At 55.1% G+C, this 23,094-nt stretch carries 20 protein-coding genes; 10 read left to right on the top strand and 10 right to left on the bottom strand.

The genetic code is table 11. The features are described 5' to 3' along the window. Positions 1–3: 3 nt before the first annotated feature. Together V6940_RS04150 and hglS are read right to left on the bottom strand one after the other, a co-directional pair. Entirely contained in the window at positions 4–1,509 is a 1,506-nt protein-coding gene (locus V6940_RS04150; protein ID WP_333494932.1) for a carboxylesterase/lipase family protein, read from the bottom strand. 46 nt (positions 1,510–1,555) lie between these two features. After that, positions 1,556–2,899, bottom strand: coding sequence for a 2-oxoadipate dioxygenase/decarboxylase HglS (gene hglS, locus V6940_RS04145; protein ID WP_333494931.1), 1,344 nt, complete (start codon positions 2,897–2,899; stop codon positions 1,556–1,558). 226 nt (positions 2,900–3,125) lie between these two features. On the opposite strand from hglS, the gene pcaH reads away from it, so the two are divergent. The 3 genes from pcaH to V6940_RS04130 all read left to right on the top strand — a co-directional run bounded on the left by pcaH (position 3,126) and on the right by V6940_RS04130 (position 5,575). Then, complete coding sequence (gene pcaH / locus V6940_RS04140; protein ID WP_333494930.1) at positions 3,126–3,866, top strand: protocatechuate 3,4-dioxygenase subunit beta; 741 nt, start codon at positions 3,126–3,128, stop codon at positions 3,864–3,866. After that, entirely contained in the window at positions 3,863–4,483 is a 621-nt protein-coding gene (pcaG, locus tag V6940_RS04135) for a protocatechuate 3,4-dioxygenase subunit alpha (RefSeq protein WP_333494929.1), read from the top strand. The genes pcaH and pcaG overlap by 4 nt, the downstream gene beginning before the upstream one ends. A 168-nt stretch (positions 4,484–4,651) precedes the next feature. Further along, positions 4,652–5,575, top strand: coding sequence for a LysR substrate-binding domain-containing protein (locus V6940_RS04130; RefSeq protein ID WP_333494928.1), 924 nt, complete (start codon positions 4,652–4,654; stop codon positions 5,573–5,575). 34 nt (positions 5,576–5,609) lie between these two features. Here V6940_RS04130 and V6940_RS04125 read toward each other — a convergent pair whose 3' ends face one another. Next, the gene (locus tag V6940_RS04125) at positions 5,610–6,518 is read right to left on the bottom strand and encodes a lipopolysaccharide core biosynthesis protein RfaZ (RefSeq protein ID WP_333494927.1); all 909 of its coding nucleotides are present in this window, start codon (positions 6,516–6,518) and stop codon (positions 5,610–5,612) included. Positions 6,519–6,910: 392 nt separating this feature from the next. Here V6940_RS04125 and V6940_RS04120 point away from each other — a divergent pair, with 392 nt between their 5' ends. After that, positions 6,911–9,286, top strand: a complete 2,376-nt coding sequence (locus tag V6940_RS04120; protein ID WP_333494926.1) for a glucose/quinate/shikimate family membrane-bound PQQ-dependent dehydrogenase — start codon at positions 6,911–6,913, stop codon at positions 9,284–9,286. Between the two features lie 141 nt (positions 9,287–9,427). On the opposite strand, the gene V6940_RS04115 is transcribed toward V6940_RS04120, so the two are convergent. The 5 genes from V6940_RS04115 to cybB all read right to left on the bottom strand — a co-directional run bounded on the left by V6940_RS04115 (position 9,428) and on the right by cybB (position 14,157). Then, complete coding sequence (locus tag V6940_RS04115) at positions 9,428–11,125, bottom strand: methyl-accepting chemotaxis protein (RefSeq protein ID WP_333494925.1); 1,698 nt, start codon at positions 11,123–11,125, stop codon at positions 9,428–9,430. Positions 11,126–11,263: 138 nt separating this feature from the next. Then, positions 11,264–12,382 carry an S-(hydroxymethyl)glutathione dehydrogenase/class III alcohol dehydrogenase gene (locus V6940_RS04110; RefSeq protein ID WP_185668690.1) on the bottom strand — a complete coding sequence of 373 codons (1,119 nt, stop codon included), beginning with the start codon at positions 12,380–12,382 and terminating at the stop codon, positions 11,264–11,266. 23 nt (positions 12,383–12,405) lie between these two features. Next, complete coding sequence (locus V6940_RS04105; RefSeq protein ID WP_185668689.1) at positions 12,406–12,681, bottom strand: metal/formaldehyde-sensitive transcriptional repressor; 276 nt, start codon at positions 12,679–12,681, stop codon at positions 12,406–12,408. A 239-nt stretch (positions 12,682–12,920) separates the two neighbouring features. Beyond that, complete coding sequence (leuE, locus tag V6940_RS04100; protein ID WP_333494924.1) at positions 12,921–13,559, bottom strand: leucine efflux protein LeuE; 639 nt, start codon at positions 13,557–13,559, stop codon at positions 12,921–12,923. Between the two features lie 70 nt (positions 13,560–13,629). Continuing rightward, the gene (cybB, locus tag V6940_RS04095) at positions 13,630–14,157 is read right to left on the bottom strand and encodes a cytochrome b561 (protein WP_333494923.1); all 528 of its coding nucleotides are present in this window, start codon (positions 14,155–14,157) and stop codon (positions 13,630–13,632) included. A 227-nt stretch (positions 14,158–14,384) separates the two neighbouring features. Between cybB and gap the strand changes: the two genes are divergently transcribed. The 4 genes from gap to V6940_RS04075 all read left to right on the top strand — a co-directional run bounded on the left by gap (position 14,385) and on the right by V6940_RS04075 (position 18,287). Next, the gene (gene gap, locus V6940_RS04090; protein ID WP_185668686.1) at positions 14,385–15,386 is read left to right on the top strand and encodes a type I glyceraldehyde-3-phosphate dehydrogenase; all 1,002 of its coding nucleotides are present in this window, start codon (positions 14,385–14,387) and stop codon (positions 15,384–15,386) included. A gap of 124 nt (positions 15,387–15,510) precedes the next feature. Then, positions 15,511–16,287 (top strand): isocitrate lyase/PEP mutase family protein, encoded by a 777-nt coding sequence (locus tag V6940_RS04085; protein WP_333494922.1) that lies wholly within the window; start codon positions 15,511–15,513, stop codon positions 16,285–16,287. After that, entirely contained in the window at positions 16,271–17,329 is a 1,059-nt protein-coding gene (locus V6940_RS04080; RefSeq protein WP_333494921.1) for a bifunctional transcriptional activator/DNA repair enzyme AdaA, read from the top strand. The genes V6940_RS04085 and V6940_RS04080 overlap by 17 nt, the downstream gene beginning before the upstream one ends. Before the next feature lie 31 nt (positions 17,330–17,360). Next, positions 17,361–18,287: an alpha/beta hydrolase gene (locus V6940_RS04075; RefSeq protein ID WP_333494920.1), complete on the top strand. Its 927-nt coding sequence runs from the start codon at positions 17,361–17,363 to the stop codon at positions 18,285–18,287. Positions 18,288–18,374: 87 nt separating this feature from the next. On the opposite strand, the gene aldA is transcribed toward V6940_RS04075, so the two are convergent. Further along, on the bottom strand, positions 18,375–19,820 hold the full coding sequence (gene aldA / locus V6940_RS04070) for an aldehyde dehydrogenase (protein ID WP_333494919.1): 1,446 nt from the start codon (positions 19,818–19,820) through the stop codon (positions 18,375–18,377). Positions 19,821–20,044: 224 nt separating this feature from the next. Here aldA and V6940_RS04065 point away from each other — a divergent pair, with 224 nt between their 5' ends. Next, positions 20,045–20,572, top strand: a complete 528-nt coding sequence (locus V6940_RS04065) for a hypothetical protein (protein WP_442910776.1) — start codon at positions 20,045–20,047, stop codon at positions 20,570–20,572. A 28-nt stretch (positions 20,573–20,600) separates the two neighbouring features. Here V6940_RS04065 and V6940_RS04060 read toward each other — a convergent pair whose 3' ends face one another. Continuing rightward, positions 20,601–21,395 carry a YdcF family protein gene (locus V6940_RS04060; RefSeq protein WP_333494918.1) on the bottom strand — a complete coding sequence of 265 codons (795 nt, stop codon included), beginning with the start codon at positions 21,393–21,395 and terminating at the stop codon, positions 20,601–20,603. A gap of 362 nt (positions 21,396–21,757) precedes the next feature. On the opposite strand from V6940_RS04060, the gene V6940_RS04055 reads away from it, so the two are divergent. Then, on the top strand, positions 21,758–23,080 hold the full coding sequence (locus V6940_RS04055; RefSeq protein ID WP_442910775.1) for an MFS transporter: 1,323 nt from the start codon (positions 21,758–21,760) through the stop codon (positions 23,078–23,080). Positions 23,081–23,094: the final 14 nt, after the last annotated feature.

The raw sequence follows: 23,094 nt of genomic DNA, 5'->3' as shown, positions 1-23,094 counted from the left end.
CTGTCAATCCAGACTCACATGATGCTTCATTACGCGTTTGAACAGCGCCAGGCGCGCGCGCATAAAGCGATTTTCCACATGGAACCCGGCGTGCTTGCGTAAACCAATACGTAAAAGCCGGTCGCGACCACGTACGCAGGCGGGCCAGCGTACCGGCCCCGTCAATACGGTATGGCTTGCGCTAGCATCACGGGCGAAGCTGACCCAGTAGTCGGCGACCTGAGCCGCCACCTGAAGATCGCGTGGCGTGACGTAGTCGCACGAGGGCGTTATTTGCCCCAGTGTATCAAAGACATAGGGCACCTCATTGCCATGCCACGCGCCGTGACGATAGGTGTCGTGTTCGGCCTCGGCAACATAATCAAACCAGTAACGCCAGCAAGGTTGATTCACCCGTTGCTGGGCCTGCATCACCACGTAGCCCAGGGTGGTAAACGCCATATCACGACACACCTGACGGCCCAGTTCCTCATCGCCTTTTACGCCCGGATAGAGCAGCTTAATCAGCCCTAGCCCCAGACGGCGCTCGCGGCGAAGTTTTTGGATCTGCCCAGCTAAGTCCACGCCGAATACCGCCATCACGCTGGCTTCATCGCTGTTAGAACCAACCAGCACCGGCATGAGGTGCTGCTTACCGGCAAAGAAAACGTCGAGCATTGGCAGCGGCAGCACCGCGTCGCCGACAATCGGGGCTGGGCCAATATTATGGGGGGCAGTGAGCGGCCAGAACGCCTCGGCAGGAATCTCTCGCAGAGAGTGCGCCGTCGCGTTCGGCAGATTGAAATGTTCGGCCAGTCGCTCGCCACGAGCCAGCGCGTCGTCGCGCGGTAGGTCGGGCAAGGTATAGCCGCTTTGAATGATGGCTTTGTGGAACAGGCCGGCGGCTTTCGGTGAAGTCATTAGCGACAGGACGCTGCGCGCCCCGGCTGACTCACCAAATAACGTGACATTGTCACGATCGCCACCGAACGATTCGATGTTCTCATGCACCCAGCGCAGCGCAGCGACTTGATCCATCAGGCCAAAATTGTACAGCCGTTCGCCGTCTTCGCTCTCCAATGCCGGATGAGCAAAGAAGCCGAGATGGCCAAGGCGGTAGTTGAGCGTGACCACAATCACGTCGCGTCGCGCCAGCGCCTTGCCATCGTAAGGCGGCAACCCGCCTGAACCGATGGTAAAACCACCGCCGTGCAGCCAGACCATGACCGGCAACGGCTTCTGACGCTTAATGGGCGACCAGACGTTCAGATAGAGGCAGTCTTCAGAAAAGCGGCCAGGATCGCCGCCGCCCAGCTCCTGACAGTACTCCGCGCTCTGCCAGCAAGCAGCCGAAAATGTATCCGCCTGGCGCACGCCCTGCCACGGTGAAACCGGCTGTGGCGCGCGCCAGCGCAGCGGACCCACCGGCGGTGCGGCGTAAGGAATGCCGCTCCAGCGATACACATCCTCGTCCACGACGCCCGTTAACGTCCCCTGCCGGGTCTCCACCCGCGTTGCGCTATTCTGCATTCACTCTTCATCCTGATTGTCTTCACTGCTATGCAGAGTACCTGTTTCAGAGCAGACCGCAACGACGTTTGCTACGCAGCGACGCCTCCTCGTACAGACTGAATTCGTCCAGTACCTGGCGACCCAGCGCTGATTCAAATGCGTCTCGGCTGGCGTTACCGTGCGTACGCGTCTGCCCATCGCCGCCCAGATTCGACTGGAAAATCCCCGCCGCGCTGACCGGCAGAAAATCTTCATAGGTGATCGGCTGGGCGATAATCCAGCCGCGTTCGATAAAGGGCTGTGGATCATCACCCGGATGAATCGCCTGCCGATGGGCGTCGCCGGTCGGCGTTAAGCGGTAGCGGAACCAGGCCAATCCCTGTTGGCGCAGTAAGAACTCGCTGTCCGGGAAGGCTTTGAACACCTCTTGCAGATGCTGCTGGTGACTCAGGTTATCCTTGCCCACCCCCGCCTCGCTCAGCAACTTGTCGTACAAAGCCCGGCCCTTTGGCGTTAGCGCGATCCCGCGCTGCTCAATTTCACCAAAGCGCGCGGTATGCGTGCCGCTCGACTCACCCGCAAACTGCACCGGTTCCTCCAGCGCTTTAAAGCTGGTCTGGCGTAGCAGCAGCGGTACCGAGCGGCGCGGCGGGCCTTCAATCACCGCCTTCGGTTCAATACCGTAGTCAGACATCAGTTCCTGAGCGCGGTCAATATCCAGCGTGCGCGGCGTGAGGTGGTTAATGTGACAACCGGGGAAGCAGACCACGTCGGCAATCAACCGGTGCTGCTGGTGTAGCGCCTGATAGGTTTCTTTATCCACGGTAGTATGTCGATGCCAGCGGAACGTCTCCAGCGCTTCGCGGACAAACTCCTGCGCTTGCGGCGCGGTTAATCCGCCCTGCTCGTCATGGAGATCCATCAGCGCCCGGCAGCGCGGGGTAAAGATATCGCGCTGGGCGAGGATTTGCGCGGCTTTCTGGCGAAGTGCCGGGTCGTCAATCAACTCAAGGCGTAATAAAGAGGTGAAGATACGGAACGGGTTGCGCTGCAGCGCCGCATCCTCCACCGGGCGAAACGCCGTCGAATGTACCGGCACGCCAGCCACCGACAGATCGTAATAGCCCACCGGCAACATTCCCATAATGGCAAACATCCGGCACAGCGTAGCGAGCTCCTGTGCCGTACCGACACGAATCGCGCCGTGGCGTTCAACGTTGAGGCGTGCCAGTTCGTCCGCGTTAGCCAGCTGTTCATACAGACGCGTGTTATTTTCCAGTACCGCCAGATTGACGTCAGCCACTAATGCCAACAACGTTCCATATTGCGGAACTTCTTGCTGATACATAGCCGACATCGCTTGTGAAAACTCTTCCCGAATATCATCTGCCGAAAGGGTGTGCGCCATGATGCCATGTCTCCTGTGGATATATTTGCAGTGTAGGAAAGGCCATGACGCTATGCGGTAAGAATTTACAAACTGTGATCGCGGCAACTGACTGAACTTATTGAGTGAATGGTTCTGATTACATAACCAGAGGTTATTTAAAATACACCTTAAATTCACTTTAAATTAACAATGTATTTACACACACTGTCTGCGGCAATAATAAATACCCTACACGGAGCCACCTATGAGCACGAAATGGTCACCGCAAGAAGTGATTCACCGGGATTACAATAACCATCCCCCAGCCTACGCGCCAGGCTATAAAACCAGCGTTCTGCGTTCACCGCGTAACGCCCTTATTTCGCTGCAAAATTCACTGTCAGAAATTACCGGTCCGGTCTTTTCGCAGCAGGATCTCGGCCCGCTGGATAACGATTTAATCCTCAACTATGCCAAAGACGGTCTGCCGATTGGCGAACGGATTATCGTTCACGGCTACGTGCGCGACGGCTTCGGTCGTCCACTGAAAAACACGCTGGTTGAGGTGTGGCAGGCCAACGCCGGCGGGCGTTACCGTCACAAGAAAGACCAGTATCTGGCTCCGATTGATCCTAACTTCGGTGGCTGTGGACGCGTGTTGACCGACGAAAACGGCTACTACTTCTTCCGCACCATCAAGCCCGGCCCGTACCCGTGGCGCAACCAGGTAAGCGACTGGCGTCCTTCACATATTCACTTCTCCATTTTTGGTGAAGCCTTTGCCCAGCGCCTGATTACCCAGATGTACTTTGAGGGTGACCCGCTTATCAAGCAGTGCCCTATCGTCAAAACCATCAATAACGATGATGCCGTTCGCACACTGATTGCTGAGCTGGATACCCACGCCGCCGTGCCGCTGGACTGTCTGGCCTATCGTTTTGATCTGGTGCTGCGTGGTCAACGCGCCACGCTGTTTGAAAATCGCACCCAGGGGGCTGCACGATGAAAGACTATTTACCGGAAACCGCCTCACAAACCGCAGGCCCGTATGTGCATATCGGCCTGGCTCCGGATGCTGCGGGCTTCCATATCTTTGAGAAGAACTTCGGCGCTACGCTTGCCAACAACCATACGCCCGGCGAACGTATTGCCATTGAGGGGCGCGTGTTCGATGGTTCCGGCACGCCGGTGCGCGATGTGCTGATTGAGATCTGGCAGGCTAACGCCGCCGGGCGCTACAACCATGTGGCGGACCAGCAGCAGGAAAAAGCGCTGGATGAGGATTACCGCGGCTGGGGTCGCGCCTGCTCTAACTTTGATAGCGGCGTGTGGCGCTTTGACACCATAAAACCCGGCCAGGCCGTAGGTCGCGACGGGCGCATGATGGCTCCGCACGTCAATCTGTGGATCGTGGCGCGCGGGATCAATATCGGCCTCAATACGCGGATGTATTTCTCCGATGAGCAGGAGGCGAACGCGAAAGACCCGGTGCTGAATTTGATTGAATGGGAAGTGCGCCGCAAGACGCTGATTGGGCACAAAGAGACGCGTGGCAACGAGACGGTGTACCGTTTCGATATCTATTTACAGGGTGAGAACGAAACCGTGTTTTTTGATCTGTAAGGTCGGTGCGCTTTCCCCGGCCGAGCAACGCAACGCCGGGGATATCTTCAAATCTAACAAATCACTTGTCGGTTAAACCGTACAAATGTTAATAATAATTTGCTAGCAAGTTATCAAATTTAAACAACATCACTTGTCACCCGTACCGCTCTGTTTTTAACATCGCTTATGGAAAAAAATGCTCTCTTTAGTCAGCGCATTCGTCTGCGCCATCTGCACACATTCGTAGCCGTCGCCCAACAGGGAACTTTAGGGCGTGCGGCTGAAACCCTTAATTTAAGCCAGCCAGCGCTCTCCAAGACGCTCAACGAACTCGAACAACTTACCGGTACTCGCCTTTTCGAACGCGGCCGTTTGGGCGCGCAGTTGACTCTCGTCGGTGAACAGTTTTTAACCCATGCGGTGAAGGTGCTTGATGCGCTGAATACTGCCGGTCAGGCGTTAATACGTAAAGAAGGTGTTAACAATGATGTGGTACGCATCGGTGCCCTGCCGACCGCTGCCCTGGGTGTATTACCTGCCGTGATAGGTCAGTTCCACCAGCAGCAAAAAGACGTAACGCTCCAGGTGGCCACCATGAATAACACCATGCTGCTGGCCGCGCTGAAGTCCGGGGATATCGATCTGGGGATTGGCCGCATGTCTGACCCGGAACTGATGACCGGGCTGAACTATGAACTGCTGTTCCTGGAGTCATTGAAGCTGGTGGTACGTCCCGATCACCCACTACTGCACGAGAATATTACCCTGAGCCGCGTACTGGAGTGGCCAGTGGTGGTGTCACCAAAAGGCACCGTCCCACGCCAGAACGCGGAAACCTTGCTGCAAAGTCAGGGCTGCAAGATGCCTGCGGGTTGTATCGAGACGCTCTCCGCCTCGCTCTCGCGCCAGCTTACCGTCGATTACAACTATATCTGGTTTGTGCCTTCCGGCGCAGTGAAGGATGATTTGCGCCGCGGAGTCCTCACCGCCCTGCCGATTGCAACGCAGGGCCAGGGAGAGCCCATTGGTATTCTCACGCGGGTGGACACTCCGCTTTCAGCCGGTGCGCAGACGTTGCTTAGCGCGGTGCGTAAATCGATGCCGACATAATCAATGTACTCCGTGGCATTACGCCACGGAGACACTACACTTCGACGGCCGGTTTCACGCTATCCCAGCGCATTTTAGGGAAGGCTTCAACGGCACTTTCTGGTGATAAATTTATCACTTCAATGTTATGTTCGTCACAGTATGCCCGTGCTGCAAAAAATGATTGAATGATCCTATCAAAGTCTTTATCCAGCCTGGTGTCTAATCGATTTTGTGCCGTTTCATAGAAGCGTGGTGTACTAAAGTTGTTCATATCCAGACCCGCAATATAGATTTTTTTATAACCTAAAGCACAGCCAATCTGTAACGCGGTAAAAGCTACCGTGCCGGAATCAAACAGGGCTTGACTAATATTATCGGAAAAGCCGAAACCGTGGTGCCAATGGAAGCGTTCATCATCTGGCTTAATCACTACGGTAGCCTGCAAGAATTTATATATTTTTGAGTTTGCGGCACTTTCGAATACATGAAATTTGCAACGAATATCATATTCCGGTACCGATGAAAAAATACACTCCAGTGTGGCATAGGTACAGAAAAGTATTAATCCATTTCGAGAAACAATATCCTTAACAAAATCAATCTGTTGAATGACAAAGTCTCTATCAATAATGGCATACCAGGAATAACGGATCGATTCCATCGAAATAGCACCGTTAACACCAATATAATCAAACCCGTCGTCAAAAAAACGTTGATCAATACTGCTAATCGATGGCCCCGTCGCCATAATGAGAAGTGGGCGTTCTTTTTTACTACTTTCAAGATGTGAAATATTATCAATCTTACTTTTATTGTAAAAAATAGTGTCTATTCTCCCAGAGACATTACGGTTTACTTTAAAGAAAGGCCATAAATTTTTGTTGTGCTTGTACGCAGGGCTATGGGACAACCGGTAGACTGTTTTGCATAGCCATTTATATAATCTATATTTGCAAAACATATGTTCAATTCCGTTAATTCTTATAATGACGTTATACTAGCTTCAAAAGAGCGTTCTATCTACGCAAAAAGTTGCATATAGCCTGAAGGGGTGCGCAGGCAATGGTAAGGATACAAACTTCATTGCCCTGCATCAGATAAAGCTTCTTTTGGTTCTCTTCACCATTCTACCGCCCAATAGCCAATTAATGCGAAATATTTTATTAACAATTGCGCAATGCATTTTAACAGATCTATCATACCCATCAGTTAACCAAATGGTTCACATCGGACCTAAGCAGTGAGCTACAAGCTCTTGTTAGAAGCTGGATTTCATTTCATTCAAAACATAAGCACGACATCAGATTACCATCTGGTTCAATCGTGCATCTTTGCTGTTTTAAGGAGAACGGTATGGCAACTGGCAACGTGCCACGAGGATTCCCACGAGTCCTGCAGTGGCTTCTTATCGCGCTGATGTTGATCGTCGGCCTGGCTGTCGGGGCGCTGGGGGCGAAGCTCGCCAGCGTCGGCGGCACCTGGTTCTTTGCTCTGATGGGGCTGGTGATGGTGATTAGCGCCATTCTGATCGCTCGTCAGCGCCGTGGCGGGATCGTGCTGTACGCGCTGGCGTTTATCGTGGCGATTGCCTGGTCAATCAGCGACGCAGGCTGGGATTTCTGGCCACTTTTCTCGCGCCTGTTTACCTTTGGCGTGCTGGCATTTCTCTGTGCGCTGGTATGGCCGTTTATGTCGCGCATTCAGCCAGCCAAAAAAGGCCCGGCCTTTGGTCTTGCCGCCGTGATTGCCGTTGTACTGTTGGTCAGCATGGGCGGCATGTTCAAGCCGCAAACGCTGGTTTCAGCAACCGAAGCGGTGCCGGTTAAGCCGGTGGCACCCGGTGACGAGCAGAAAAACTGGGAGCATTGGGGTAATACCACCCACGGCGACCGCTTTGCGGCGCTAGACCAGATCAATAAGCAGAACATCGATAAGCTTCAAGTGGCATGGGTTGCCCATACCGGCGATATTCCGCAAAGCAACGGTTCAGGTGCGGAAGATCAAAACACCCCGCTGCAGGTTGGCGACACCCTGTTCGTCTGCACCCCGTACAGCAAAGTACTGGCGCTGGACGTTGACTCGGGTAAAGAGAAATGGCGCTACGATTCGAAAGCCACTGCGCCTAACTGGCAGCGCTGTCGCGGTCTGGGCTACTTTGAAGACCACTCGTCCGTTAACGCACAGGCACCGACAGCTCAACCTGCCGCCTGCCCACGTCGTCTGTTCCTGCCGACCACCGACGCACGTCTTATCGCTATCAATGCCGATAACGGTAAGGTGTGCGACGACTTTGGCGACCACGGCGTGGTTGATCTGAGCATTGGGATGGGCGATATCAAGCCGGGCTACTATCAGCAGACCTCTACGCCATTAGTGGCGGGTAATGTGGTGATCGTCGGCGGTCGCGTGGCCGATAACTTCTCCACCGGCGAACCGCCCGGCGTAGTGCGCGCATACGATGTGCATAGCGGCAAACTCGCCTGGGCGTGGGACCCGGGTAACCCGAATCTCACCGGTCTGCCGCCGGAAGGGATGACCTATACCCGCGGTACACCGAATGTCTGGTCCGCGATGTCTTACGACGCGAAGCTGAACCTGGTCTATCTGCCGACCGGTAACGCTACGCCTGACTTCTGGGCCGGGGAACGTACCGCACTCGACGATAAGTACAGCTCCTCCATCGTGGCGGTAGACGCCACCACCGGTAAAGTGCGCTGGCACTATCAGACCACCCACCACGACCTGTGGGACTTTGACCTACCTTCGCAGCCGCTATTATACGACCTGCCAGATGGTAAAGGCGGCACCACGCCGGTACTGGTCCAGACCAGCAAACAGGGCATGATCTTTATGCTCAACCGCGAAACCGGTGAGCCGGTAGCCAAAGTCGAAGAACGTCCGGTTCCAGCAGGCAACGTGCCCGGCGAGCGCTACTCGCCTACTCAGCCTTACTCCGTGGGTATGCCGATGATCGGCAACGAAACGCTGAAAGAGTCCGATATGTGGGGCGCTACGCCGGTCGACCTGCTGCTGTGCCGCATCCAGTTTAAAGAGATGCGTCATCAGGGTATCTTCACCCCACCAGGGGAAGACCGTTCCCTGCAGTATCCTGGCTCACTGGGTGGGATGAACTGGGGCAGCGTGTCGGTTGACCCGAACAACAGCCTAATGTTCGTCAACGATATGCGTCTGGGGCTGGCAAACTATATGGTGCCACGCGCCAAAGTGGCGAAGAATGCCAGCGGTATAGAGATGGGTATTGTACCGATGGACGGTACACCGTACGGCGCAATGCGCGAGCGTTTCCTGTCACCGCTGGGTATTCCATGCCAGAAACCGCCGTTCGGCACCATGTCTGCGGTGGACCTGAAGTCTGGGAAAATCGTCTGGCAGGTACCGGTTGGTACGGTTGAAGATACCGGGCCGCTGGGGATCCGCATGCATATGCCAATTCCTATCGGTATGCCAACGCTTGGCGCGTCGCTCTCGACTCAGTCTGGCCTACTGTTCTTCGCCGGTACTCAGGATTTCTATCTGCGTGCCTTTGATACCGCAACCGGGAAAGAGATCTGGAAAGACCGTCTGCCGGTTGGCAGTCAGTCGGGCCCGATGACTTACGTGTCGCCAAAGACCGGCAAGCAGTACATCGTGATTAACGCGGGTGGCGCACGCCAGTCGCCGGATCGTGGTGACTACATCATTGCCTACGCGCTGCCGGATAGCCACTGATAGTCGAACTTCCGTGTGCGTATTGTGCCTGATGGCGCTGCGCTTATCAGGCCTACACTGCCTCGCCACCCTTGCGGTGACGAGGCTTTTTTTTGGTAGGCCGGATAAGGCGTTTACGCCGCCATCCGGCAAGGCACTCGCTTAAAACGTTTCCCAGTTATCCGCACCTGCGGTAGCCGCCGCCGGGCGAGCGGAGTTAAACGGGGCTTTTACTATCGTTTTGACCGTTTCAACGCGCTCACTGGACTGTAAGCGGAAGGTACCTACCGCTTCGGTTAAGCGTGCCGCCTGTTCTTCCAGCGAAGCCGCCGCCGCAGAGGCTTCCTCCACCAGCGAGGCGTTTTGCTGAGTCACGTTATCCATCTCGGTGACCGCCTGGCTCACCTGCTGAATACCGCGATTCTGCTCATCAGAGGCAGCCGCTATCTCCAGCATGATATCGGTTACGCGTTTTACCGCATCCACAATATCGGTCATCGTCGTCCCCGCGCGTACCACCTCGCCTGAGCCGCGTTCAATCAATGTGACCGATTCACTGATCAGCCCCTCAATCTCTTTCGCCGCCTGGGCGCTACGACTTGCCAGCGTGCGAACTTCACTCGCTACCACCGCAAATCCACGCCCCTGCTCACCCGCGCGCGCCGCTTCCACCGCCGCGTTCAGCGCCAGAATGTTGGTCTGGAAAGCAATGCTGTTGATGACCGAGGTTATCTCAGAGATTTTCTTCGAGCTGGTCGAAATGCTGCCCATCGTCGACACCACGCCGGAGACCAGTTGACCACCGCGCGTTGCTTTGCCCGATGCGTCCTCCGCCAGTTTGCTGGCATGATGGGCGTTCTCGGCATTCTGTTTCACCGTTGCGGCTAACTGCTCCATGCTGGCCGCCGTCTGTTCAATCGCCGCCGCCTGCTGCTCGGTACGAGAAGAGAGATCGGTATTGCCAGCGGAGATTTCGCTAGTGCCGCGATAAATTTCTTCCGCCCCCTGACGCACGCTGCCCACAGTCTGCACCAAAGAGTGCTGCATTTTTTGCAGATGGCCGTTGAGCTGACCAATCTCGCTGCGCCCTACCGGTTCATCCGGCATCGTCAGGTCACCATTGGCAATCTGTGCAATGCGTACGCCCGCGCGCTGCAGCGGCAGGATCACCACGTTACGCAGGGTGGTAAAGGTGACGATGGTCATCAGCACCGCCAGCACAAACGCGCCAATCATAAATATCACACCCAGACGGGTACGGTCGTGGGCCAGCTCCGCAAGCTGGTTGGCACGAGCGGTACGAATAGTAATGACCTTGTTGCGCACATCGTTGTACGCGTCGTCGAACGCGCGGGCCTGCTCGCTTTCATAGTTGATGATGGCTTCAAACATGCCGTTTTTTGCGTATTTCAGCATCGGCGCCATCCCTTCTAAATAGGCGTTGTAGCGCTGATTCATTTCGGCATCCAGTGCTTCGTCCGCCTGCGTTTTCACGCTACGGTTGACGTAGAGCTTAAACCCATCCTGAGAGCGTTTGATTCTGTCTTCTGCCGCCGCCAGGTTTTTCTTCATGCTCTCCATTTCAGCAATGCGGCTGTCCGCACCCGCATGAATCATCATGATACGGGCTTCGCGCAGATAGTTGGCACTGTCGGAAAGCCCCACGCGCACCTGCAACTCCTGGGTAACGTCGCGCTGGTCGTTATCGGCCTTCCACATAAAATAACCCGCCAGCCCTGAACTCAGCGCGAACAGTACCAGAATGCCGCCCAGCACCGAGCCGAAGAACGGCACCAGACGGATATGATGTAAGAAGCCGACCTTTTGTGCGCGACGCGGCTGCGCGGATTTTTTTTCCATGAGTGACTCTCTTGTACTTGAGGTAAGTAATAGAGTCATCGGCCATTAGCGCTGATTTGTTATCAGCAATGGTGCAAAACGCAAGGCGGGTCACACTTCAGAGAACCAGCGGGACATTCCCGCTGGTTAGGGGGAGGATTATTTATCGCCGAAATGAATGACGGTACGGATAGATTTCCCTTCGTGCATCAGATCGAACGCTTCGTTGATCTGGTCTAACGGCAGACGGTGGGTAATAAACGGGTCGAGTTGAATTTTGCCCGCCATCGCCTCTTCCACCATGCCCGGCAACTGGGTACGGCCTTTCACGCCGCCGAATGCTGAACCGCGCCATACGCGACCGGTCACCAGCTGGAACGGACGGGTTTTAATTTCCTGACCCGCACCGGCAACGCCGATGATAATGCTTTCGCCCCAGCCTTTATGGCAGCATTCCAGCGCCGAACGCATCACGTTGACGTTGCCAATACATTCGAAGCTGAAGTCCACGCCGCCGTCGGTCAGTTCAACAATCACATCCTGAATCGGCTTATCGTAGTCTTTCGGGTTGATAAAGTCGGTTGCGCCCATTTCACGCGCCAGGGTGAATTTTTCCGGGTTCGTGTCCACGGCCAGAATGCGTCCAGCTTTTGCCTGTACCGCACCCTGAATCACTGCCAGACCAATACCGCCGAGGCCAAACACCGCCACGGTATCGCCCTCTTTAACTTTTGCCGTGTTGTGCACTGCGCCGATACCGGTGGTTACGCCACAGCCCAGCAGGCAGACTTTATCCAGCGGCGCCTGCGGGTTCACCTTCGCCAGTGAGATCTCGGCACAGACGGTGTACTCGCTGAAGGTGCTGGTACCCATATAGTGATAAATCGGTTCGCCGTTATAAGAGAAACGGGTGGTACCATCCGGCATCAGCCCTTTGCCCTGGGTGGCGCGTACCGCCTGGCACAGGTTGGTTTTGCCCGATTTACAGAACTTACACTCGCCGCATTCTGCGGTATACAGTGGAATAACATGGTCGCCCGGCTTGAGGCTGGTTACCCCTTCACCCACTTCAACTACCACGCCGCCGCCTTCATGGCCAAGCACCGCCGGGAACACGCCTTCAGGGTCATCCCCTGACAGCGTGAATGCATCGGTATGGCAAACGCCGGTATGGGTGATCTTGACCAGCACTTCGCCTTTTTTCGGCGGCGCAACGTCAATTTCCACAATCTTCAGCGGCTGACCTGGGCCAAACGCAACTGCAGCACGTGATTTCATAACTCTCTTTTCCATTATGGGGATTATTTTAAATAGGACCGAAGCAGGTGACCGACCTCAGCCATGCGCAGCGCCCGCTGATCCGGCGTGGTTTCACCGCTGACCAGTTCATCTTTAAGGTGCATTTCAACCATCTCGCCCATCAGGCCGTTAGAGGCCCCGCGAATCGAGGCAATTTGCTGCAGGATGGTCAGGCACGAGTCACCCGATTCCAGCGCGCGTTCCAGCGCTTCAACCTGCCCTTTAATACGGCGCACTCGGCTTAATGCCCGTTTTTTGTCTTCGAGTGAATGCGGCATAGCTCCTCCGATAGTATAGGGGGGTATACTATCAATCTCATTGTGTTGATGTAAAATAAATGTTTTATTTTTTTCAAATGCGCGAAAGAGCATATCGCAAGCGGCGCGGGTTTACGCATCCAGAGCTCTAAGTTTAGACGTTTATTACGGGGATGTGATGACCGGCCTGCGCCGTTATCGTGATGTGAAAAGGAATAAAACAGACTGGCCCGATAAGGGGTATCGGGCCAGGAAAGTTATCAGGACTGGAGCGTTGCCAGACGCGCGGCAAAGCCGACAAACACCAGGCCAATCAGGCTGTTACCGATTTTCGCCAGTTTTTTACGCGTTTTCACATAGCGCGTTACCAGCGAGCCGGAGACAATCAGGAAGCTCAGGTAGGTAAAGCTCACCAGCTCCAGCGTCACCGCGAGAATGAAGAACGCCAGGCCCGGAGTTGTCGCGTGAACGTCAATAAACTGCACGAAGAACGACACGTAGAACAGGATCGCTTTCGGATTAGTGAGGCTCAGGGTTAACGCACGTTTGAAGATAGCGTGGCCCGGTTCGGCCGCTTCATCGTGTTCGGCATTTTTACGTTTCAGCGTACTGTAGAGCATTTTGCCGCCAAGATAGAGCAGATAAATGGCCCCCAGGTAGCGCACAATATTAAACAGCACCGGCGTGGTTTTAATCAGCGTAGCGACGCCCGCAAACGAGAGAGACATCAGAACGGCGTCGCCAATAAACACCGCGAGCGCCGCCATATAGCCTTTGCGGATACCGTGCGACACGCCGGTCTTCAGCACGAAGAAGGTATTCGGCCCCGGCACCAGAATAATAAAGATGGCCCCGAGCAAATAGGTCCAGTAATTAAGTACACCAAAATCTGCGAACACCCTGTTCTCTCCACTCATACGTCAGACATAAGACTTATGGTAGCGCAGAGCCCAGGGAGTTGAAAGCCTGTTAACGCTTGCGCGGCATCATGCGCAGCAGCGTATTGTCCTTCCAGATATAGTGGTGAGCCAGTGCGGCAAGCGCATGCAGACCAATCAGCCAGTAGCCGAGGTTGGCGAGGAACACGTGATAGTGTTTAAGCGTATCGACGAGGTCGAAATTCCCCTCCGCCGCGTGCGGCATGGTGATACCAAACGCCAGCCACGGGTTACCACGGTTATACATCATGATAAGACCAATCAGCGGCAGTGCGATAAACAGCAGGTAGATAGCCAGGTGCCCCAGGTGCGCCATGCCGGTCATCATCGGCTTTGGCTTCGGCACGATTGGCGGCGCCGGACGCTTCAGGCGAATCAGCAGACGCGCCACCATCAGCACCAGTACGCTAGTCCCGCAGGAGACGTGAATCATATTAATGACCGGGCGGTCGCTGCGGGGGAAAAATCCGCGTAGCTCCATCGCCGCATAGGCCACCACCACCAGCAGAAAGACCAGCCAGTGGATGGCAATTTGTAAGCGGGAATATTTATCGTTCATCGCCAAAATACTCTGAGAAGTAACATAAAAAAGCAAAATAGCCGCGATTCGTTAAAATTTCATTAACTTTTTCAAATCGATACAAATTAAATTTTCGCGACAGCGTTGCCCTTCCCGGCGCGCTGAACTAAGCCTGGACAGGTGAAATACATAAACCACACTTATTCATTGAATCGATCTGACGCACGCATATTGGGCTGACACCCCATCACTGACAGGAGAGCACCATGAGTAAAATTGGCATTAACGGGTTTGGGCGCATCGGTCGTCTGGTTCTGCGCCGTTTACTGGAAGTATCCAGCAGTCATGAAGTGGTCGCAATTAACGATCTCACCTCCCCCAAAGTTCTGGCTTATCTGTTAAAGCATGACTCCAACTACGGCCCATTCCCGTGGAGCGTGGATTACAACGATAATGCGCTGATTGTGAATGGTAAAACCATCACCGTTTACGCCGAAAAAGAGGCACAAAACATTCCCTGGACTGCCCAGGGCGCAGAGCTGATTGTCGAATGCACCGGCTTCTACACCTCGACGGAAAAATCGCAGGCGCATATTGATGCCGGGGCGAAAAAAGTGCTGGTCTCCGCCCCTGCGGGCGACATGAAAACCCTCGTCTTTAACGTCAACGACGATACGCTGAACGCCAGCGATAAGATTATCTCCGTCGCCTCGTGCACCACCAACTGCCTGGCGCCAATGGCCAAAGCCCTTCACGACGCGTTTGGCATTGAAGTCGGAACCATGACCACCATTCACGCCTACACCGGCACCCAGTCGCTGGTTGATGGCCCGCGCGGTAAAGATCTGCGCGCCTCACGTGCGGCAGCAGAGAACATCATTCCGCATACCACCGGGGCAGCCAAAGCCATTGGTCTGGTGATCCCGGCGCTGAGCGGCAAGCTGAAGGGCCACGCCCAACGCGTGCCGACCAAAACCGGCTCAGTTACTGAACTGGTCTCTATCCTGGGTAAGAAAGTCACCGCCGAGGAGGTTAACCAGGTGATGAAGAATGCGGCGCACAACAATGAATCGTTTGGCTATACCGAAGAGGAGATTGTCTCTTCCGATATCATCGGCACCCATTTCGGTTCCGTTTTCGATGCGACCCAAACCGAAGTGACCGAAGCGGGCGGCCTGCAATTGGTTAAAACCGTCTCCTGGTACGATAACGAATATGGCTTTGTGACCCAGCTTATTCGCGTGCTGGAAAAATTCGCCAAAATGTAACGTCTCCGGCGGGCGGCATCATGCCCCCGCCGTCTTCCCCGTCAAAAATGGTCGTCCGATTTTCGGTTGCTGGCATTTTGCCTGTCGCGTCACACTCCGTTTGCACACACAACCGGAGAACCCGATGAACTTCAGCCAATTACACCACCAACCTCACCCTCTGCTTATCGCCAACGTGTGGGATGTACCTAGCGCGCTGGCAGCCGAGAACGCCGGGTATCAGGCGATGGGAACGTCCAGCGCCGCCATCGCGGCCATGTTGGGCTACGCCGACGGCGAAGGTCTTCCTTTTGCCGAACTACGCTATCTGGTCAGCCGTATTCGCGCCTGTACGTCATTACCACTCAGCGTGGACATGGAAGCCGGATATGCCGACACCGTCGATGGCATTGTGGAGAATTTGCTGCAACTGAGCGCGCTTGGCGTGGTAGGCGTGAATCTGGAAGACAGCCGGGTTCACGACGGTGTACGACGCCTGATAGATGCTGACGGTTTCGCTCATCAACTGCGAGATATACGCAAAGCGCTCGATGCCAGTGATTGCCCGCTCTTTTTAAACGTGCGTACCGATGCCTTTCTGCTCGGCGAACCTGATGCACTACAAGTGACACTGTCACGAAATACTCGCTATGCGACAAACGGTGCCGATGGGCTGTTTGTGCCATGCGTCCACCGTTCACAGGATATTGCCACTCTGGTCCAGCAAACCACCCTACCGCTGAACGTGATGGCGATTCCCGCTCTAGCCGATTTCGCCACGCTGGCAGAACTTGGGGTACGTCGCATTTCAATGGGTAATGCGGTACATAGTGCAATACAAACCCGGCTAAACGATCTACTGTTAACCCTTCGCCATCAGCCGTCCTTTGCAGGAGTCTTCGACGATGAAAGTCACCGATAGTGTCCAGTGCGACACCTGGTACCAGGCACTGCTGGCGCGGGCGTCGGAGTATACCGGCGTTTTCTACGTCGGAGTAAAAACCACCGGGGTGTTCTGTATTTCGGTGTGCCGGGCGCGAAAACCAAAGCGGGAAAACGTGGAGTTCTTCCGTGATTTTAAGTCGGCGCTCGACGCAGGCTTTCGCCCCTGCAAGGTATGCCGTCCTACCGAAAACGCCTGCAGCGCGCCGGATTTTATCGAGCAGGCGCTGGCGCTGGTGCGGCAAACGCCAAAAGTGCGCGTCAGCGATACCCAGCTTCGTGAAAACCACATTAGTCCGGAGCGCGTTCGGCGCTGGTTTTTACACCATCACGGCATCACCTTTCAGGCATTCCAGCGAATGCAGCGAGTTAACGTTGCCCTGCAGGAGTTGAAAAGCGGACGCAGCGCCACGGATGTGGCTTTTGATAGCGGCTACGAGTCGCTCAGCGGCTTCGGCTATACCTATAAAAAGCTCACCGGCCACTCTCCGGCAACGGCCCAGCCGTCGCTGTTAATTCACCGCTTTACCACGCCGATTGGGCCAATGTTCGTCTGCGCCAGCGAACGTGGAGTGTGCCTGCTCGAGTTTGTTGACCGCCGCATGCTGGAAACCGAATTTAGCGACATCCAGCGCCTGCTGAATGCCCGTATTATCGCCGGGCAAAATGCTCATACCCGGCAAGCTGAAAAAGAGATTAGCGAGTATTTTGCCGGACAGCGCCAGCGATTTACCCTAGCGCTGGATACTCCCGGCAGTGACTTTCAACGCCGCGTCTGGCAGGCATTGTGTTTGCTACCCTGCGGCGAAACCACCCACTATCAAGCGTTGGCCGAAACGCTCAACAAACCGACCGCCGCCCGTGCCGTTGCGGCGGCCAACGGCGCAAATCGTATTGCTATCGTTATTCCCTGCCATCGGGTGATCGGCAAAGACGGCAGCATGACCGGGTATGGCGGCGGCATTGCCCGCAAAGCCTGGCTACTGGAACACGAGGCAAAAATAGCCCGCGCGGAGAGATAATTCGCGCTACATCAAACCGATTGAGGATGCCATGAACGCAACACCCCAGGATCTATTACTGACACGGATGGCCCAGGCAGCCCGCACATCCACCACGTTCACCCTCTGGCCCGGCGGCGATGCGCCGGGCGCCAGCACCAGTACTGTAACGCCCACGCTAGAACGCGACCACACCGGCAGCAGCGCGTGGGATCGCGCGGTCACCGGCGTTCGTGCGCCGCAAATAACGGTGTTTCAGCCCGAAAATCCTAACGGCGTGGGGATTCTGGTGACGCCTGGCGGTTCCTATCAGCGCGTGGTGCTGGATAAAGAAGGTACGGCGCTCGCCCCCGACTTTACCGCTCAAGGCTATACGCTATTCGTGATGACCTATCGCATGCCGGGAGACGGTCACCAGGAAGGTGCCAATGCACCGCTGGCAGATGTTCAACGCGCAATGCGCACCCTCCGCAGCCAGGCTGCGCACTGGCATATTTCTCCTGACAAAATCGGCGTTCTCGGTTTCTCCTCTGGCGGGCACGTGGCGGCAAGCCTGGGTACTCGCTATCTGGAGAAAGCCTATCCGCCGCTGGACGAGATTGATGAGGTCTCCGCCCGCCCTGACTTTATGGCGCTGGCCTACCCTGTTATCAGCATGGACGAAGGGTTTGGCCACCCCGGCTCTCGCCGTGCATTGATTGGCGATACGCCAGACCCGGCGCAGCGTGCACATTATTCGCTGGAAAAACGTGTCGATCGTCAGGTGCCGCCGACCTTTTTGCTGCATGCGGTTGACGATCCGGCTGTGAAGGTGGAAAACAGCCTGGCGCTGTTCAATGCACTGCATGCCCAGCAGGTGCCGGTGGAGATGCATCTGTTTGAACAGGGGCGGCACGGGTTTGGTATTCGCGATGCCGAGGGGTTGCCGGTCGCGGTGTGGCCACGGTTGATGATGAACTGGATTGCGACGAAGGTGTAGTTCGGTGAGATCCCGGCGGCGCTTCGCTTGGCCTGGCTACAAATCTGAATGTAGCCCGGCCGAGCAACGCGACGCCGGGAATAGCACTTAGCCCTGCGTCTGCAAATAGACCATCTGCGTTTGCAGGTATTCGTTCAACCCATGCTTGCCGTCTGCCCCGCCGATGCCGGACTTACGCCAGCCGGCGTGGAACCCCTGCATCGCTTCAAAGTTTTCGCGGTTGATATAGGTTTCGCCAAACTTCAGTCCACGCACGGCTTTCATCGCCTGGTTGAGGTCGCGGGTATAGACCGATGAAGTCAGACCGTAGTCACTGTCGTTCGCCATCTTCAGCGCCTCGTCCAGCGTATCGAACATCACTACCGGCAGCACCGGGCCGAAGGTCTCTTCGTGCATGATGCTCATCTCCTGGCGCACATCCAGCAGCAGCGTTGGCGGGTAGAAATAACCGGCGCCTTCTACCGCTTTGCCTCCTAGCACCACCTTCGCCCCCTGGGCGACGGCTTTCGCCACTTTCTGCTCTACGCGCTCCAGCGCGGCGGCGTTAATCAACGGCCCCATCGCAATATCGTTACGTTTCGCCGGGTCGCCAAAGGCCACGGCCTTCATCGCTTCACCCAGTTTATTAACGAAGCTATCGTAAATCCCTTTCTGCACATAGACGCGCTCGGCGCAGTTACACACCTGCCCGGTGTTAATCACGCGCGAGTCGACAATCGCTTTCACCGCCAGCTCAATATCGGCATCATCCAGCACGATCGCCGGAGCTTTACCGCCCAGTTCAAGTCCCACTTTGGTGATATTTTTTGCCGCCGCCGCCATGATTTTCTCACCCGCTGCCACGCTGCCGGTCATGCTGACCATCGCCACCTTCGGGTTACCCGCCAGCTCCTGGCCCACGGTTTCACCACGCCCCAGCACCAGGTTGAAAACGCCTTTCGGCAGGCCAATTTTATGGACAATTTCAGCAAAGGCGATGGCGTTATTCGGTGTGAACTCGCTTGGTTTGATAACGATGGTATTACCGGTAATCAACGCTGGCGCCATCTTGCGGGCAATCAGGAAGAAGGGAAAGTTCCACGGCAGAATACCGGTGGTCACCCCCAGCGCACGTTTAAAGACAAAGATATTTTCACCGGGGCGATCGCTTTGCAGGATCTCCCCTTCGTAACGACGCGCCCACTCAGCCATGTACTCGATATAGTCAGCGGTGAAGCCCACCTCAACCTCAGCCAGCTGTTGAATTTTGCCGCCTTCGGCAACAATCATCTGGCTAATCTCCGCCGCACGCTCGCGAATGCCAGCGGCAATTTTGCGCAGCCATCCGGCACGTTCAATCGCTGGCAGCGCTTCCCAGGCTGGCTGTGCGCGCTCAGCGGCATCAATCGCTTGCTTCGCGTGCTCGGCATCACCATCAGGAATACGGGAAAGACATGCTTCGGTTGCCGGGTTAATCACATCAATCCAGCTATCGCCCTGCCAGCTGACGAACTGACCATCGATATACATCGGGTGTTGTACGGGTGACGTCATGAGCTGCTCCTGTCTGTGTTAGGTCGTTAACAAGTAAAAATATTGTTAAATACATATACACTCTGGCAACTTTTCCAACCGATTATGTCTGTTTCTGTGAAGCGACGCGAAAAGATAGCGCGCTAATTTTCCGCAGGATGCAGCGCTGGTTTAGCCGAGGTTTATCGCGAAAGACCTATCATGTAGCGCAATGTTTTTTCTTTCTGGCTTTACTGAGTTTTAAAATGCGTAAAATACCCAGCGTGCTGGCATTTGCGTCGGCGCTGCTGCCGGCCGCCTCCAGCGTTGCAGATGAGATAAATCTCTACTCCGTTAATACCGGCTCCTTTGTCTACCATATGAGCGGCAACCACGGTCAATATAACGAAAAATTCAATAACGACTTTTTCTCCATCGAACGCAAGTTCTCTGAAGATTCAAAATACAGTCTGCTGGTCGGCACAATGAAGAACAGCTTTGCTGACCGCTGCCTGTCGCTGGGCGTTCGTCGTGACTGGCTCCAGGGCAGCGGCCAGAATAAGGGCTGGACCTTTAAAGGCGTTTACGCCTATACGGGCGAGTTCTTTTTTGATGCCTTCAGCCACTGCGGCGATTCCGGCACCTACCACACGGCGAAAAAAATCACCGGCGTGGGCTTCTCACCGTATATTTACCACGGGCTGCAGTACAACTTTACCGACTACTTCGGTATTGAAAGCGGCATTATTCTGCCGTCGATATTTGTGGTCAGCGTGCAGTGGAGTTTCCGCTAGCCCGGCCAGGTTAGTGGCCGGATTAACGTCAGGCCATAGTTCGACTGGCTAAGATCTGCTGAAGTAGCGGGTCGGCTGAAAGGTGCTGCCAGGCGGCTTCGACTTCAGCGGGGATATCGACGTGAGTAATAAAATCTTTCCCGCGCGGCCCGTAACCCCTGGCATCGTCACGCAGGCGAGGCACTTCACCAAGCAGCAGCGACAGATAGCGCGATACCGGCCACAGCCCAACCGCAGGCTGGCGGTAGCTGACGCCTTCCGGCGTATTGAGCAGTTCCGGGATGTAGCCCGGATAGCTGAGCCAGCGCGGGGCATTATCCACACCCTGCCAGACGCGGGTAAAGGTCGCCATCGTGCGGCGCTGCATGGTTGGGTCCTGCACCACCGTCGCCGTCTGAGGACAAATACCTCTCTCTTCCATCACCCGGCGGGTAAACGCGGCGTTCTCACCGCAGTTCGTTGACTGGTCTTCCACCACAATTCGCTCCCGCGGGATCTGCCAGAAGCGATGGGCAATTTCCGCCAGCAGCGTCGCCTCGGCTTCGCCATCACAGCTAATGCTTTGATAGCGCGGGTGCTGGGCAATGGCCTCATAGAGGAAATTTGTCGAATGACCAATGCCGCCGCTTATCAGCAGCGAACCGCCGTGCTCGCTCACCAAATGACAGGCCGCCTCAATGGTTGGCATCACGGCATTCCCTGCCATCACCACCCACTGCGTTTGTGAAGCCTGCGGCGGCGCGGCAAAATCATTTTGTGCCAGCCAACGCCCCAGCACGTTCGCAGCGTTCAGCGTTTCCTGCGGTAAATTTGACACGTTCATCACCTGCTCTACTCCCTTCGTCTACGCGCAATTGCAGGGCATAAATTTACCTCAGCCCCGCCATTTTGTAACAATCTTGAAATAACCAGAAACGTCTAAAAACAGTGCGGTTGCACCTGAATAAAACGCCATTTACTCATCGTATTTTAGAATTTAAAACCAACATATCGCAAAATTTAAGAGGCAATAAATGGAAATGGTTCTCATTTTTGCTCGCAAATTTTGACGATACGCTTGCCAAAGATAACGCTCATATCTAAGTTGCTTAACAAACACACAACCTTTTTCACAATCCAGGTTGCACCATTCACCCCTAAAAGGTGACACCTGATTTTAACCCAATGTGGCGGGAGTTATTCTTAATGACAATACAAGAAAGTAGCACCACGATCCTGAAAAAGAATAAGAGGGTCCTGATTGCTAGCCTGACCGGCAGTTCCATTGAATGGTTTGACTATTTTTTATACGGAACAGCAGCCGCACTGGTGTTCAATAAGATCTTTTTCCCGATGGTTGACCCAGTCATCGGCCTGATCCTCTCCTATCTTTCTTTCTCGCTCACCTTCTTTATTCGCCCCATTGGTGGGGTGATTTTTGCCCACATTGGCGACCGTATCGGTCGTAAAAAGACGCTGGTGTTAACCCTGTCGCTGATGGGGAGTGCAACCGTGATGATTGGCCTGCTGCCAACCTACGACATGATTGGCATCTGGGCACCGATTTTACTCATTCTGATGCGTATCATTCAGGGGATTGGCATCGGCGGTGAATGGGGTGGCGCGCTGCTGCTGGCCTATGAATACGCGCCGGAAAAACGTAAGGGCTTCTTCGGCAGTATTCCGCAGGCAGGCGTAACCATTGGGATGCTGATGGCGACCTTTATCGTCTCGCTGATGACCCTGTTCAGTGAAGAACAGTTCCTCTCCTGGGGCTGGCGCATTCCGTTTTTGATGAGCGCGGCACTGGTGCTGGTTGGCCTGTGGATCCGTAAAGATATCGACGAAACGCCGGAATTTAAGAAGGTGAAAGCCTCCGGTAAAGTGGCTAAAGCACCGCTGCGCGAAACGCTGACCAATCACTGGCGCGAGGTGATTATCGCGGCCGGCCTGAAAGTGGTGGAAACGGCTCCGTTCTATATCTTCTCCACTTTCGTGGTGAGTTACGCCACCACCACCCTGACCTATCAGAAGTCGCAGGTGCTGGAAGCGGTGACGCTCGGTGCGCTGGTCTCCACGGTGATGATCCCGTTGATGGGCCTGCTCTCCGACAAGATTGGTCGTCAGCGGATGTACGCGATTAGCGTCGTGCTGCTGGGTCTGTTTATCGTGCCGTGGTTCCTGCTGCTCAACACCGGCACCACCTGGGGGATCACCCTCGCGACCGTTATCACCTTCGGGATTCTATGGTCACCGATTACCGCCGTGCTGGGAACATTGTGCTCAGAAATCTTTAGCGCCAACGTACGCTATACCGGTATCACGCTGGGCTATCAGATTGGCGCCGCGCTGGCAGGCGGTACTGCACCGCTGATTGCGACCGGTCTGCTGGCAAAATACAACGGCGATTGGGTACCCGTGGCCTGGTATCTGGCGGTCACGGTGGCGATTTCTCTGACGGCGATTTTCTTTGCCAGTCGTCGGAAAAATCACGCGGCTTCGGTGAATGCGCAGACCAGTCAGATTTAATCCGTAGCCCGGAC

This window comes from Kluyvera sp. CHPC 1.251 (assembly GCF_036759945.1).
In the GTDB taxonomy this organism is placed as follows: domain Bacteria; phylum Pseudomonadota; class Gammaproteobacteria; order Enterobacterales; family Enterobacteriaceae; genus Kluyvera; species Kluyvera sichuanensis.
The sequence above is the reverse complement of the archived record's forward strand: the minus strand, read 5'-3'. Positions and strand labels throughout refer to the sequence as shown.